At 46.1% G+C, this 15,290-nt stretch carries 12 protein-coding genes; 8 read left to right on the forward strand and 4 right to left on the reverse strand.

The window, feature by feature from the left end:
- Positions 1-90: 90 nt before the first annotated feature.
- The 5 genes from AC1HDP_RS09855 to AC1HDP_RS09875 all read left to right on the forward strand — a co-directional run bounded on the left by AC1HDP_RS09855 (position 91) and on the right by AC1HDP_RS09875 (position 7,403).
- Complete coding sequence (locus AC1HDP_RS09855; RefSeq protein ID WP_140933560.1) at positions 91-771, forward strand: TIGR00153 family protein; 681 nt, start codon at positions 91-93, stop codon at positions 769-771.
- Between the two features lie 24 nt (positions 772-795).
- On the forward strand, positions 796-2,067 hold the full coding sequence (locus tag AC1HDP_RS09860) for an inorganic phosphate transporter (RefSeq protein ID WP_140933561.1): 1,272 nt from the start codon (positions 796-798) through the stop codon (positions 2,065-2,067).
- Between the two features lie 160 nt (positions 2,068-2,227).
- Complete coding sequence (locus AC1HDP_RS09865; protein ID WP_140933562.1) at positions 2,228-2,761, forward strand: TIGR04211 family SH3 domain-containing protein; 534 nt, start codon at positions 2,228-2,230, stop codon at positions 2,759-2,761.
- A 273-nt stretch (positions 2,762-3,034) separates the two neighbouring features.
- Entirely contained in the window at positions 3,035-6,211 is a 3,177-nt protein-coding gene (putA, locus tag AC1HDP_RS09870; RefSeq protein ID WP_479638620.1) for a bifunctional proline dehydrogenase/L-glutamate gamma-semialdehyde dehydrogenase PutA, read from the forward strand.
- Positions 6,212-6,398: 187 nt separating this feature from the next.
- Complete coding sequence (locus tag AC1HDP_RS09875) at positions 6,399-7,403, forward strand: CobW family GTP-binding protein (RefSeq protein WP_140933563.1); 1,005 nt, start codon at positions 6,399-6,401, stop codon at positions 7,401-7,403.
- Between the two features lie 130 nt (positions 7,404-7,533).
- Here the strand turns inward: AC1HDP_RS09875 and AC1HDP_RS09880 are convergent, their stop codons facing one another.
- Together AC1HDP_RS09880 and AC1HDP_RS09885 are read right to left on the reverse strand one after the other, a co-directional pair.
- Entirely contained in the window at positions 7,534-7,656 is a 123-nt protein-coding gene (locus tag AC1HDP_RS09880) for a hypothetical protein (RefSeq protein WP_276613147.1), read from the reverse strand.
- Positions 7,657-7,679: 23 nt separating this feature from the next.
- Positions 7,680-8,591 (reverse strand): LysO family transporter, encoded by a 912-nt coding sequence (locus tag AC1HDP_RS09885; RefSeq protein WP_140933564.1) that lies wholly within the window; start codon positions 8,589-8,591, stop codon positions 7,680-7,682.
- A 183-nt stretch (positions 8,592-8,774) separates the two neighbouring features.
- On the opposite strand from AC1HDP_RS09885, the gene AC1HDP_RS09890 reads away from it, so the two are divergent.
- The 3 genes from AC1HDP_RS09890 (at position 8,775) to AC1HDP_RS09900 (ending at position 11,219) form a co-directional block, all read left to right on the forward strand.
- Positions 8,775-8,951, forward strand: a complete 177-nt coding sequence (locus AC1HDP_RS09890) for a helix-turn-helix domain-containing protein (RefSeq protein WP_140933565.1) — start codon at positions 8,775-8,777, stop codon at positions 8,949-8,951.
- Between the two features lie 174 nt (positions 8,952-9,125).
- On the forward strand, positions 9,126-10,481 hold the full coding sequence (locus AC1HDP_RS09895) for a DUF5666 domain-containing protein (RefSeq protein ID WP_479638621.1): 1,356 nt from the start codon (positions 9,126-9,128) through the stop codon (positions 10,479-10,481).
- Positions 10,482-10,727: 246 nt separating this feature from the next.
- On the forward strand, positions 10,728-11,219 hold the full coding sequence (locus tag AC1HDP_RS09900) for a NifB/NifX family molybdenum-iron cluster-binding protein (RefSeq protein WP_479638622.1): 492 nt from the start codon (positions 10,728-10,730) through the stop codon (positions 11,217-11,219).
- A 336-nt stretch (positions 11,220-11,555) separates the two neighbouring features.
- Here AC1HDP_RS09900 and cydC read toward each other — a convergent pair whose 3' ends face one another.
- On the reverse strand, positions 11,556-13,289 hold the full coding sequence (gene cydC / locus AC1HDP_RS09905; RefSeq protein ID WP_140933568.1) for a heme ABC transporter ATP-binding protein/permease CydC: 1,734 nt from the start codon (positions 13,287-13,289) through the stop codon (positions 11,556-11,558).
- Positions 13,289-15,073, reverse strand: a complete 1,785-nt coding sequence (cydD, locus tag AC1HDP_RS09910; RefSeq protein WP_479638623.1) for a heme ABC transporter permease/ATP-binding protein CydD — start codon at positions 15,071-15,073, stop codon at positions 13,289-13,291. The genes cydC and cydD overlap by 1 nt, the downstream gene beginning before the upstream one ends.
- Positions 15,074-15,290 lie beyond the last annotated feature (217 nt).

Raw genomic sequence — 15,290 nt, forward strand, 5'->3', positions numbered from 1 at the left:
GAGAGAAAAACACAGTTTCAATGCGCGGTCGCTTGGGTTAATATGCGCCCGCTTTTTCCAAAGATGGAATAACCAAAATAGGTAACGGCTATGCCAGTAAACTCTATTTTAGGCGTGTTTGCAAAATCGCCAATTAAACCTCTGCTAGATCACATTGACAAAGTACATGACTGCGCTTCATTACTAGTCCCATTTTTCGAAGCTTCGATGTCGGGTGACTGGGATCAAGCAGTTGAGTTGAGAAAACAAATCAGCCAATTAGAAAGAGAAGGCGACCTCCTTAAAAGAGAAATTCGTTTAACTCTGCCTAGCGGCTTATTTATGCCTGTAGAACGCACCGATTTGCTGGAGCTTTTAACTCAGCAAGACAAAATCGCCAATAAAGCCAAAGATATTTCTGGTCGTGTTATCGGCCGTCAATTACAAGTGCCTGCCAGTATGCAAGCGCCGTTTTTAGCTTATTTAGCGCGTTGTATCGATGCGACTGCTTTGGCAAAAAGTGCCATCAATGAGTTAGATGATTTATTAGAAACAGGTTTTCGCGGACGCGAAGTAGACTTAGTGGCTAAAATGATTGCTGAACTCGATGTCATCGAAGAAGATACCGACGACTTACAGATCCAAGTGCGTCGTCAACTGTTTGCCATGGAAGCCGAGCTGAACCCTATCGATGTCATGTTCCTTTATAAAATTATTGAATGGGTTGGCGATCTGTCAGATTTGTCAGAACGTGTCGGTTCCCGTTTAGAGCTGTTGTTGGCTCGTGTCTAATAACTTGATTTTCAAGGTAATAACATGGTTGAAGTATTAGTAACCAATGGACCGATGCTGATTGGTCTCGCGGCACTGTTTGGTTTTTTAATGGCTTGGGGTATTGGTGCCAACGACGTGGCTAACGCCATGGGTACTTCAGTAGGTTCCAACGCCATCACGATTAAACAAGCGATTATCATTGCGATGATCTTCGAATTTGCCGGTGCCTATTTAGCCGGTGGTGAAGTAACTAGTACCATACGCAATGGTATTATTGATTCCTCCTATTTTACGGCTCAGCCTGAACTATTAGTTTACGGTATGATTTCAGCCTTACTGGCTGCGGGTATTTGGTTAGTTGTAGCCTCGGCATTAGGCTGGCCAGTATCTACTACTCACTCTATTGTTGGCGCCATCATAGGTTTCGCCTCAGTCGGCGTGGGTATGGATGCAGTATCTTGGGGCAAAGTAGGCGGTATTGTTGGCTCATGGGTGGTTACGCCGGCGATCTCCGGTTTCCTCGCATTCTTGATTTTCCAAAGCGTACAGAAGTTAATTTTCAACACTGATGATCCTCTGGCGAATGCCAAGCGTTATGTGCCATTTTACATGGCATTCGCAGGCTTCATCATGTCGTTAGTGACTATCACTAAAGGTTTGACCCATATTGGCTTGAACTTATCTAATACCGAAGCTTATTCACTGGCATTAGCAATTGCTATCGTCGTGGGTTTAATAGGTAAGATAATGATTTCACGCTTAAAAATGGATTCAAACAGTACTCGTGCAACCTTGTATGCCAACGTTGAAAAAGTATTCGCTATCCTAATGGTAGTTACTGCTTGTTCTATGGCATTTGCTCACGGTTCGAACGATGTTGCTAATGCTATTGGTCCTTTGGCTGCAGTTGTATCTGTGGTTGAAAGCGGCGGCGTTATTTCATCAACATCTACTCTGGTGTGGTGGATTTTACCACTGGGCGCCTTTGGTATTGTGTTGGGTCTGGCTATCTTTGGTCAGCGCGTAATGCAAACCATTGGTAAGAACATTACTCACTTAACCCCAAGCCGTGGTTTTGCTGCTGAAATGGCTGCTGCTACCACAGTAGTTATTGCATCTGGTACTGGTTTACCTATCTCTACCACTCAAACCTTAGTAGGTGCAGTGTTAGGTGTGGGCATGGCTCGTGGTATTGCTGCGATTAACTTAGGTGTAGTGCGTAATATCGTAGTGTCTTGGGTTGTTACCCTGCCTGCGGGTGCTGGCTTGGCCATCATCTTCTTCTACATCATTAAGGGTATTTTTGGCTCCTAACGTCTGTTAGGCCACAAAAACTCACTTACAAGAGGGAAGTCTAACGACTTCCCTCTTGCATTGGTGCCTGACAATCCCTAGCATGTGTGCAACTTTATGACTGTGAGACAAAAAAGTGTTTAGAGTGCTTTCTTTGATATGTGTATTTTTGGCCAGCCCAATGGCATTGGCTAATCCGCAAACCAGCTACGTTTCAGAAGATATTTTCACTTACATCCATGGTGGTCCAGGCAAAGAGTTTCGTATTCTAGGCAGCGTTGAAGCCGGCCAACAAGTGAAAAAGCTCGGTGAAGTCAGCGGTGCTTACACTAAAATCATTGACCACAAAGGTCGTGAAGGTTGGATTAAGAGCGCAGAACTCAATAGTCAACCAAGCTTTAGAGTCCGTGTGCCTGAGCTTGAAAAGCAACTGGCAGCGAGCCAAGCACAAGTTAAGCAATTGATTGAAGATAAAGCGTCAACCTCTTCTGACAATAGTCAGATGTCGGCGCAACTGGCTGAGCTTAATCAAACACTCACGACTACCACGCAAGAGCGCGATAGTCTGGCGTCTGAGTTAAAGCAAATCAAAGACAGCCAAGAATATAAGCTGTGGCAAGAAGGCGCCTTGATTGCGTTTGTTGGCTTAGTCTTAGGGATATTCTTAGTCTACCTGCCAAAACCTCAGCGTCGTAAAAAAAATCGCTGGATGTAAGTTAGTCGCGTCAAATTGCCAAATTTAACACTTAAGCCGCAGTTCCTACTGCGGCTTTTTTATGCCTGATTGCCACTCATCACAAACAACAGCGTCAACAAAAACATCCGTCATACCAAGCGTAAAACAGCGCAAAATCACACGTAACACTCAAGTGTCCAAGCTCACATTCTCAGGTTATAATCGCCGCAAGCTTATACATTTTAGATACAAAACAAAACAACTAACCACACAAAATGTCCCTATCGACTTACAGGCCAAAGGATCATGACCATGTTCAATGCGAGTACTGTACTGGCAGGGCAATATGCCCAAGCCCCTCTCGATGAGCTATTTAACGCTATCAGTAATAACTATATCGTCGATGAAGAATCATACCTTAAACAACTCATCACACTGCTTCCTAGTGATGCCAACGACATAGAAGCTATCACTCGCAATGCGAGTCATTTAGTGACTAAAGTTCGGCAGTTTGAAAAGAAAGGCATGATGATAGGCGTCGATGCCTTTTTGCAGCAATATACCCTGGAAACCGATGAAGGCATTATCTTGATGTGCCTTGCCGAAGCTTTACTGCGTATCCCTGATGCCGCAACGGCTGATGCATTAATTGAAGATAAGTTATCTGGCGCCAAATGGGATAAACACATCAAGCAAAGTGACTCTGTGTTAGTCAATGCCTCAACCTGGGGCTTACTGCTGACGGGCAAAATAGTGGCTATGGACAAGCAAGTCGATGGCACTCCAAGTCACTTACTTAATCGCCTAATCAATCGTTTGGGTGAACCCGTTATTCGCAAAGCCATGTATGCCGCCATGAAAATCATGGGCAAACAGTTTGTGCTTGGTCGCACTGTCACTGAGGCGATTAGCAACAGCCAAGATACTCGTAAACTGGGATATACCCATTCTTACGATATGCTTGGGGAAGCGGCCTTAACCGCCGCCGATGCGCGTAAATATTTTAACGATTATGCCGAAGCCATTCGCACCCTTGGCCGTCATGAATATAACGAGCAAGAGTCGCCGCGCCCCACCATTTCTATCAAGTTATCGGCGCTGCACCCAAGGTATGAAGTCGCCAATCAAGAACGAGTTCTCACTGAACTTTATGCCACCGTGATGCAACTTATCACCATAGCTCGCAGCGTGAATGTCGGTATTTCGATAGATGCCGAAGAAGTCGATAGATTAGAGTTGTCGTTACGCTTATTCCAAAAACTGTTTGAATCCAGCGCTGTGCGTGGCTGGGGCTTATTAGGCTTAGTGGTACAAGCCTATTCCAAACGTGCGCTGCCAGTATTGTGCTGGATTACCCGCTTAGCCAAAGAGCATGGCGACATCATCCCGGTGCGTTTAGTCAAAGGTGCCTATTGGGACAGTGAAATCAAGTGGGCACAAGTGGCAGGCGAAGGCGGCTACCCGCTATTTACCCGTAAAGCCTCAACCGATGTATCCTATTTAGCCTGCGCTCGCTACTTATTAAGCGAACACACACTTGGTGCCATTTATCCGCAATTTGCCACTCACAACGCCCAATCTGTCGCCTCAATTTTGCACATGTATGATGGCGCGCGCCCGCTTGAATTCCAGCGCCTGCATGGCATGGGGCAAGAATTGTATGACACTATGCTCAGCCAAAAGTTAATCAAAACAGTACGCATTTATGCCCCAGTTGGTGCTCATAAAGATTTACTGCCCTACTTGGTCAGACGCTTATTAGAAAATGGTGCTAATACCTCGTTCGTGCATAAACTGGTGGACCCAAAAACCCCGATAGAGACCTTAGTCGCCCACCCACTCATCACACTTAACGGATTTGCCAGTTTAGCTAATACTAAGATTGCCCTGCCAACCCATATTTTTGGCGAGGAGCGACGTAATTCAAAAGGACTTAACATGAACATTCAATCCCAAGCCACGCCATTTTTCAGCGCTATTGAAGAGTTTAAGCAGCATCAATGGCAAGCAGGTCCCGTGGTCAATGGCGAAGTGTTATCAGGCGCGCGTCACCCGGTGTTAAGCCCCTTTGATACTCGCCAACAAGTAGGCACCATCGATTTTGCCGACAAACAAGCCGTAGAAATGGCTCTGGCGAGCGCTAATACCGCCTTTGCCAGCTGGCGCGATACTCCAGTTGAGCAGCGCGCCCAAGCCTTACAAAAATTGGCCGATGCACTGGAAGAAAATCGCGATGAGTTAATTGCGTTATGTGTGCGCGAAGCTGGCAAGAGCTTACAAGACAGTATTGATGAAGTGCGTGAAGCCGTGGATTTTTGCCGCTATTACGCCCTTAACGCCAAAAAGATGATGGCTAAACCTGAATTATTAGCAGGCCCAACGGGCGAGCTTAATCAATTATTTTTGCTTGGGCGCGGCACCTTTGTGTGTATTAGCCCATGGAACTTTCCACTCGCTATCTTCTTAGGCCAAGTATCTGCCGCCTTAGCCACAGGAAACTGCGTTATAGCTAAACCTGCTGAGCAAACCAGTATCATCGCCTATCGCGCGGTGCAACTGGCGCACGCCTCCGGTATTCCAAGCAATGTATTGCAATTTTTACCCGGCACCGGTGCCGACGTTGGCGCGCAGTTAACCTCTGATGCCCGCATTGCTGGCGTGTGTTTTACCGGTTCCACCCAAACTGCTAAGCGCATCAATATGACGTTAGCGGAGCGCCCAGGCGCCATTTTACCTTTGATTGCAGAAACCGGTGGTCAAAATGCCATGATAGTGGACTCCACCGCCCTGCCTGAGCAAGTGGTGAACGATGTTGTATCATCATCATTTACCAGTGCGGGCCAGCGCTGCTCAGCCCTTAGAGTGCTCTATCTGCAGGAAGAAATTGCCGAGCGAGTACTTGAGTTACTGCAAGGCGCTATGGATGAATTGGTGATAGGTAATCCGAGTGACTATCAAACCGATGTTGGCCCTGTAATTGATGCTACCGCTAAAGCGAATTTGAATGCGCACATCAATCACATCCAACAAGTTGGTCGCACCATTAAACAGCTAGCGCTGCCAAGTGTCTGTGAGCATGGTCATTTTGTCAGCCCTTATGCCGTTGAAATTAGTTCGATTAAAATGCTAGAGAAAGAGCATTTTGGCCCAATTTTGCATGTCATTCGTTATCAAGCCGACAAGATAGATACCGTGATTAACGAAATCAACAGCACAGGTTATGGCCTAACCTTGGGCATACATAGCCGCAACGAAGGTCACGCCCTTAATTTAGCCAGCCGCCTTAATGTGGGTAACGTCTATATTAACCGTAACCAAATTGGCGCGGTGGTTGGCGTGCAACCCTTTGGTGGCCAAGGTTTATCGGGCACAGGCCCCAAAGCTGGCGGCCCACATTACTTAAGCCGCTTTGTGACTGAAAAGACCCGCACTAACAACATCACGGCCATTGGCGGTAACACTACCTTGCTGTCATTGGGGGATAGTTAATCGCTCTCCATCAAGCGTTAACGGCCATGCTGCTAATAATGTTTGATAGATAGTAGTGATTATACCTAAGCAGCCTACGGGCTGCTTTTTTGCTAACAACCAGCCACATAATCCTCAGCAAAAGTGGCAAAATTTTACCAGCCATGTATGTTATCCTCTCGCAATTTGCCGTTAATAATGAGTAAGCATGATCATTCAAGCTGTGGCCGTAAATGTGATTACCGGATTTTTGGGAGCAGGTAAAACTAGCCTAATTCAGCAGCTCTTGGCTGAAAAACCTGACCATGAAACCTGGGCGGTACTGGTCAATGAATTTGGCCAAGTGGGCTTAGATGCAGCATTACTTTCATCCAAACACCAAGTGCATATTAAGCAAGTCTCTGGCGGCTGTATGTGCTGCGCCAGTGGCGTGCCGACCCATATCGCCATTAATCAGATTTTACGCCAAGTGCGTCCCGACCGCTTGTTGATTGAACCCTCTGGTCTTGGTCATCCCCGACAAATCCTTAAATTATTGCAATCAGAGCATTTTGCCAACGTACTTAAACTGCAAACCAGCCTGTGTTTAGTCGATGCCACTAAGCTTAGCGATGAGCGCTACCTGCAATCTGCGCACTTTTTAGAACAGCTCTCTATCAGTGACTTAATCATTGCCACCAAAGCCGATAGCTATCAAGCGGATGAATTGACGGCGCTGCAACAATTAACCACAGAGCTAGCACTTAAGGCGCCGATTTTAGCCCATGGTTATCAGCAGTCCGCCATTGCCAATATTCTGCAAACACTGGCGCAAGCAACCACGGTGAACCTCAAAAGTTCAAAAGCGGCCAGCGCGAATTTATTACGCCCAGCCATTGCTGAAAATAGCGCCACCGAGCTGCCAACATTTAACCCTCAAGGCATAGCCAGTTATCAGCAGCAGCTTGATGGCCATTTCAGCTCTGGCTGGATGTTTAATAGTCAGTGGCAATTTGATTTACGCGGCTTATTAGCCACTATCGATGGCATTACCAGCCTAAGACTCAAGGCGGTATTTATTACCCCAGATGGCATTGCGGCTTTTAATCGCTTAGAGAGTGATTTAACTATTACAGAATTAGACGATGCCATGGATTCGCGCATTGAAATCATTAGCGACCAAGCCATTAACAGCCAAGAGATACTGTCAGCCTTGATTGCGCTTAAGTGCTAACTCTTAAGTGCCAACTATTAAGCGCTAACAATTAAGCACTAGCTCTAAACCTTGCATACCAAAAGTCACAATAAATAAACGCCAGCTAAGCTGGCGTTTATTATTAGGCATGTCGTTTTAAGTCTAACGTTTAGCTCTGTTTATCCATAGCGGCATCATCCAGCATAAACACGCCCGCTGACAGTGGATTTTTGCTACGCATTCGCTGATAAATAACAAATGGAATAATCAAGGTCACCACTAACATGGCCATAAACTTTGCTGGCGCGTGAATTACTACAAGGTCATAAAAAACACTACTAGGATGGGCACAGCCAAACTCAAAATAAAGCCGCTGACAATGGCAATAGGCACAAACTGATTACCGCCCGCTTGCTGAATAACTGGTAAGGTAAAATCCATAGCCGTGGCCCCCGCGTAACCCACAGTAGTGTAAGGGTAGCGCTGAATGAGTGCAGGGATTAGTAGCAAGGCCACCAGTTCGCGCATGAGTTCATTTAAAAACGCGCCAGTGCCAATCACAGGCCCTAAGTGATCGCTCACTAAAATCCCAGTTAACGAATACCAGCCAAAGCCAGACGCTAAGGCCAAGCCTTGATTCCAGCTAAAGCCTAATATCCAAGCGGCAATTAAACCGCCCGGCAAAGATGACAAGATAACGGCGCCAGCTAAAATCATCGCCTTGGGATTGACCAAAATTTGCTTAAGTGACATGCCTGAATTACGCAGCCCAATGCCAATAAGCAGCAGTAAAAACAATAAAATTAGCTCACTACCGCGCTCGACCCAAAACAAGCCATTAGCCACCACACTCACTACGACTAAACCAACCAGAAGCCCTACTATCACAGAGCCAATCAGTTTGCCGGAATCCTTAAGCATAGATTTAAACGGTAACGGCACTTTATGGGCATCGACTTTAGGGTGCCATAAGCGGTCAAGTAACGGTAATACCAGCAAGTTACCCACGCTGATACACACAAATAAGGTGCCCGCTATGGTGACAATTTGCGTCAGGTTTTGCCCCAATTGATCTAATTTGGCAAGGCTCATGCCCATCAAAAACAAAATCACTATCACCAAGTAACCGCAGACACTATTAATAAGCTCAAGCCATTTAGCGCGCTTTAACACCACTAAATAGCCAAGTAACAGAGGGACTAATACAAATAACAAACCTGACAACATAGCACCGCCTAACAAAAACCGATGCGCTACTTTACCGAGTGTTTTCAAACAAGTAAAACCTTAGCATGGCGAAATGGGCGCAAGCTAAGTGAGCTCAGCATTCTTTGACTATACTTGCCACAGGCCTAGTTTTTGGATAAATCGCAGGTCTTAGCCCCACAGGATCACAGAGGAAATGGAATCATGAGTGACAAGTTACTGACATTGGAAGAAGTGTGTAAAATTTTGGATAAATCCCCAGCGACCATCAAACGTTATGCTCGTGAAAATTTACTCAGTAGTGTTAGCGAAGGGAATGAAATACGTTTTCCGGAAGCTGAAGTGATGCGTTATCTAGATTTTGCCAAACGCCTAGGCTAGTTTAATATTTTGACGCTGACCTGCCCGCTAGCGCGGGCAAACCCACCAAAACACACAAACGTATCAAAATGATACCCTAATCTTACAATTTGATGAACTCAGCTTCATTCGCTAGATAATGGCATTATCAAAGAGTAAGATTATGCCAATTTCAATTAGCCAAGAGCATTTATCATGAAGCGCAGCCTTTATATTTTACCTTTAGTCGCGGGTTTATCAGCTTGTGGTGGTTCAGGTAGTGATGACACTATTGTAACTCCACCAACACCAACCCCATTAGCTAAGGTGATCTCTGGTGAATTGACTAAGATATCTTTAGAAAAAAGCACCTTGACCATCAACAAGCAAGAAGTGAATGTATCTGGTGCCACCATTAATCCAGTACCTAGCCGCACGCAACCACCACTGGATTTGGCTAACTTAAAAGTTGGCATGCAATTAACTATTTCAAGTGATGCTAAAACCATCATCTTTGATAGCTTGATGACGGCGCCAGTTAGCACTATTGATGCTGATAACAACCTAATGATCGCTGGCATGAAAGTGCTGACCAAGAATGCCCAATTCGATGGCGTTTTAGATGAAAAAATCATTGGCAAATTTGTTGAGATCAGTGGCTATGCTATCGATGGCAACATCATTCAAGCGACCTATATTGAACTCGAAGATGATGCTAACCCTAAGACTGAACTCGAAGGCCTAGTAACTGAACTTAAGGGTAATAGCTTCAAATTAGGCAAAGTGACTGTAACTGCTAGCCTAAGCGAATTGAACGATATTAAGCAAGGTGATTGGGTTGAAGTTGAAGGTGTATTAACTGAGGAAAATGATGTATTTACCTTAACAGCGACTGACGTTGAAATCGATAACCCAAACTACAAAGACTTGCTTGGTGAAGACAACGAATTAGAAGTTGAAGGCATCATTAGCTGGGTTAGCCCAAATAAAGATCACTTAGTGATCAACCAAAACCGCTCAGTTGCCATTCCCAAAGAAACTAAATTCGAAGATGGCGATATAAACAGCCTTAAACCTGGTGTCAGCATTGAAGTTGAAGGCACATGGGATTTAAGTGCTGCCAATATTAAAGCTTCCAAAATTGAATTTGATGATGCCGATCACAAGGTCACTGGTATCGAAAGCGCTGAATTTGAAGTGCCAGGTAAGGCTCAATACGATAACACACTGAATAAAATCACCATGAATGGTATTGAGTTCATTGCAGCAGCAAATATCCAGTTTGATGACATTCCGTCAAATCAAGTGAATGGCACTCAATGGGTTGAACTCTCTGGCTACGAGCAAAATGACCAGTATATAGTGGTTGAAATTGAGCGCGGCGATGACGAGAGCAACATAGAAATTGAGGGTGTGGTTCAGGCTGGTACTGATGGCATCCCAACTATCTTCGGTTATAAAGATGTTGATGGCGCCTTAAAGCAGTACGTGGGCAAACGGGTTGAAATTGAATGTGAAATAGTTGGTATCAACCAAATTTCAAATTGCGAAGTAGAAATCGACAACGATTAATTTCATTTCTTACTAATCACCTAGTAAAAGGCTGCCGTGGCAGCCTTTTTTGTTATTCTGCAATTATTAGCGCCGCGCAGTAAAATCCAGCTTGTAAATGCTCAATAAGCTTCATCTTCAGAGCCGTAAAATGAGAAGGTAGCCACAGACCTTAAGCCTTATCTTGGGCAAAATAACCGCTCTGTTATTGCTCCCTGCTGCCAATTGGCCATCACTGCCCAAGCTGCAACATTTACCGAGGTAACCATGCTAGCAATCCCCATCAGTCGCAATCATATGGCCACTCACTTTACTAAGGCTAAAACTATTGCTCTTTATGATGCCAATGGCGCCATTAGCGAATTTGATAACCCAGCAGTAGCACCCGATGCTAAAAGCGGCTGCGCGGCCAAAAAAGCTATGCTCAACCTGATTAAGCGCCAAGGCGCCAAAGCCATCATAGTGCAGAATATTGGTGAGCGTATGCTCGGCAAATTACACAGCGCAGGCATTAAGGTGTATCAAGGCGATTACCGCCAAGGCATAGATAATTTACGCTCGCAATATATGGCGGGTGAATTAGCCCTGATAGCTATGTCTGATGCGCGGCCATCGCTTAATCATGCCAAAAAAGGTGGCTGTGGCGGCGGTTGTGGTTGCGGCGGTCATGAAACAGCGCCAAGCCTGATAACAGCGCCAGTAGCGCTGCCAGAGCCTGTAGGACAGTTATCCTTTAACAAGTTTACCCGCAGCCGCTAAAAAGTTTAGCCGCAGCCACTAATTCCAAATTAGTCGCCGAATTTTAGCGATAAAAAAAGTGAGTGCGACTTTTGCCACACTCACTTTCTCTTAATGCTTAAGACTTAATATTTAGTGCATAGACTTAGTCTTAGTGCAGGCTAGCGACCATAGCTCAAGACGATTAACCATCCCCTAGTTCCAACCCGCTAAATCTAGAAAACTAAATCCAACAAGCTAAAGCCAACAAGCTAAAACCAACAAGCTAAAACCAATACACTAAACCATTCGAGCTAAAGCATGTCAATGCAGCGCCGAGCATTCTCCAAGACTGCATCATTCACACTGCATAACTGATTAAATACGTTGATATAAGCTCTGATAATATTCATTGCTTGCAAGCAAACTCGTATGATCGCCGCTTGCGCTTATCACGCCATCATCCAGCAAATGAATTTCATCCATATGCGCCATGGCCGTTAAACGATGACTAATCATCAGCAAGGTTTTATCTTTAGCAAATTCAAATAGTAGTGCCAGAATTTCACGCTCTGTGCGCTTATCTAAGCCCTCTGTTGGTTCATCCAGCAGTAATAACGGCGCATCACGCAATAGCAAACGCGCAATACCTATGCGCCGGCGCTCACCGCCCGATAATTGTCTGCCACCATCCCCTAGCCATTCAGCTAACGGATCATCGCCTTGGGTTAATACTTCAAGACCGACTCGCTCAAGCACGGCAATCAGTTCAGCGTCGGTGACTTGTTGCTGTGGCATAAGCGCAAGCTTAAGGTTATCGCGCACGGTTGCACTTAACAGCACCACACGCTGACTCATGACCGACATGCCAAGGCGCAGATTATGCTCGCTGTAATCTTGAAGCTCTGTGCCATCAATGCTGATAGTGCCAATGGACGCCAACCAATCACGGGTTAATAAGGCTAGCAGGCTTGATTTACCAGACCCTGTTTGCCCAAGTAGCGCGACTTTACTGCCAGCTTTTACGGTGAGATTAATGCCCTTAAGCACAGGAGTATTGGCAAGATAGCCAAAGCTGAGATTAGCAAGCTCAATCTCACCGCGACTAATAAGCTTATCGCTATCACCAAAAGTGACCGCAGGGGTTTGCGATGTCAGCTCATCTAAACGCTGCGCCGCCAAAACGCATGAAGATAAATGCTGAAACGCGCCCGCTAACGGCATCAACATCTCTAAGCAAGCCATGGCGGCAAACACCATTAAGGCAAACATTGGGCCAGGCGCGGCATTGTCACCCACGCCATCGGCTGCCAACACCAACATCAGTAAAATAGTGGTGCCACTGGCAATAACTAAGGCGGCTTGACTCCAAGCCGTGACAGTTGCCATTTTCACTTGGCTACTTAACAAGGCCTGCTCCGCCTTATCTAAGCGCTGGCGATAACGTTTATCGGCGCCAAACAAGGTTAGCTCTGCTTGACCTTGAATAAATTCAAGTAGTTGAATGCGATATTGGCGCTTAGTATCAACTAAGGCGCGGCCATGATCTTTGCCTAACCAATAAAATAATGCGGGTAATAGCCCCCATGCCAATAGCAACGATGACACCATCACTAAGGCTAAGCTCGCATCTATCCATGACATCAAACCATACAAGCAAGCAATCATCACTAATGCTGCCACTAATGGCGTCAGCAAGCGTAAATAGAGATGATCTAAGGTATCAATGTCCGCCACTAGGCGATTCAACATATCGCCTTGGCGCAAGCCTTTAAGGTTGGCCGCGCTTAATGGCAGAATTTTTTGCCAGACAAAAACCCTAAGCTCAGTCAGTAATCTAAAAGTGGCTTCGTGGGTGACTAAACGCTCGCCATAACGGCTTGCAGTGCGCGATATCGATAAAAAACGCACCCCAGCCGCTGGGGTAAAAAAGTTAAACGCCTGCGCTGTAGCAACCGTTAATCCCGCCACTGCCGTTGCTGATAAAAACCAGCCCGATAACGACAACAAGCCTAAGCCTGTGGCCAACGTCGTGAAGCTCAGTAAAATACCTAAACTCATCAATAATGATTGGCGCGAGAACAATTTAATTAGCGGCAATAATACGCGCATTAGTTATTCTCCTTGCTTGGAGCCACGCTCGTCATTAACTGCGAGCTTAGCGACAACTCACTTAACATATCGTTAAATACCCCAGGAGTTTGCGCGAGCTCAGCATAACTGCCCTGCTGCACTAACAAGCCTTTATCTAGCACTAAAATATCGCTTTGCTGTTTCAGCAAATCTAATCTGTGGCTGATCATTATGCAGGAGCGCGCCGCCGTCGCCTCATTTAGCGCCGCCACTACATGTTGCTCACTATGAAAATCTAAACTGGCGGTAGGTTCGTCGAGTAAATACAACTGCGGCGATTGCGCCAAGGCGCGCGCTAAGGCAATGCGCTGGGCTTGCCCCACAGAAATGCCGCCACTGTGCTCATCGATGATGCAATCGAGCTTGTCGCTAAATTCGCTAATATGCGCCGCCGTTAATAACTTGCGGCACTCATCAGCACTTAATTCAGTTTGCCCCATGGCAATATTGTCGCGCACTGAGCCAAAAAATAGCTGCGGCTCTTGCCCGAGCCAAGCAAGCTTAGCGCGCCATGCCGCCATATCTAATTGATTAAGCTCAACCCCATTAATAACAAGTGACCCCTGATAAGGTAAAAAACCAAGCAATGCATTGATTAAGCTAGTTTTACCCGCGCCACTTGGCCCAACTAACGCCATAGATTGATTGGCTGCCAGCTCAAAACTAATCGGCCCCAGCAAAGTTTGACCTTCATGGCTATACACCACTAAGTCTTTGGCGCTAATAGCAATCGGCCCATCTACGCTTGCGGTGCCAGAGTTAAGGCTTTCATCGTGGGATAACAATTCAAGTAAAGATTCAGCGGCACCCACCGCTTGCGCTTTAGCATGATAATGCGTGCCCATATCACGCAGCGGCTGATAAAACTCAGGCGCTAAAATCAGCACAAATAGCCCGATAAACAAGGTAATGGGCTCGCCATAATGACCAAAATTCAAATGGCCTAAATAGCTAAAACCAAAATACACAGCCAATACCGCAATGGAAACCGCCGCAAAGAATTCAAGCACAGCCGAGCTTAAAAAGGCCAGCTTTAGCACTGACATAGTGCGGCTTCTAAATTCTTCACTGGCATTGGAAATGGCTTGTAACTCACTGTCACCGCGATAGAACAACTTAAGGCTAGCTAAGGCGGCAAGCCTATCCATGAAGTGGCCACTTAAGCGCGCTAAGGCTTGAAAGTTTTGACGATTCGCTTCCGCTGCGCCCCAGCCCACTAAGATCATAAACAGTGGTATGAGCGGCGCTGTCAGCAATAAAATCGCGCCAGCCACCCAATTTAACGGAAAAACCACCGCCAGAATTATCACAGGGATGAATGCCGCTAGGCTCATTTGCGGTAAATATCTGGCATAAAAATCTTGCAAGTCTTCTACTTGCTCAAGCACCACACTGGCCCAGCTGCCGGCAGGTCGCCCTTTAATGTAGGCAGGGCCTAAACGCGCCAGCTTATCAAGCACTGCTGCGCGCAATGTTTGCCGAAGGCGCATTCCTGCCATAAAGCTTAAACGCTCACGCCCGTAGGCTAAGGCGGCGCGCACTAATAATAAGGCGACAAAGGCGAGATAATACTCGCTAAAATCAGCGGCGCTACGGCCTGCCATCACCACACCATCTAACACTTTTGCCAGCAAATACGCCTGAGCCACTAAGGCCACACCGTTTACTAACCCCAGTAGTACCGTTAACTGCACAAAACGACCACAAGCCTTTTGTTGCTGCTTGAGCCATTGGATCAGCTGTTTTTCCCGCGACTTATCCATGAAACCTTACTTACTACTTTAACTACTTATGTATTGCCGCCAGTATCGCAGGCCACAGGCCAGAGATAAACCATCACGCTGACTTTTGTTAGCCGACTCACATAAATTGATGTAGATCAAAAAAACACAGTAAATGCAGCCATTAAGCTTGGAAGTGCCGCTGTTTATGGCCACAGCTAAGGCCAAGACTGTTTAATTGATAGCCATTAAGCCCAAG

The sequence above is a fragment of the Shewanella sp. ISS20 genome (genome assembly GCF_056522965.1).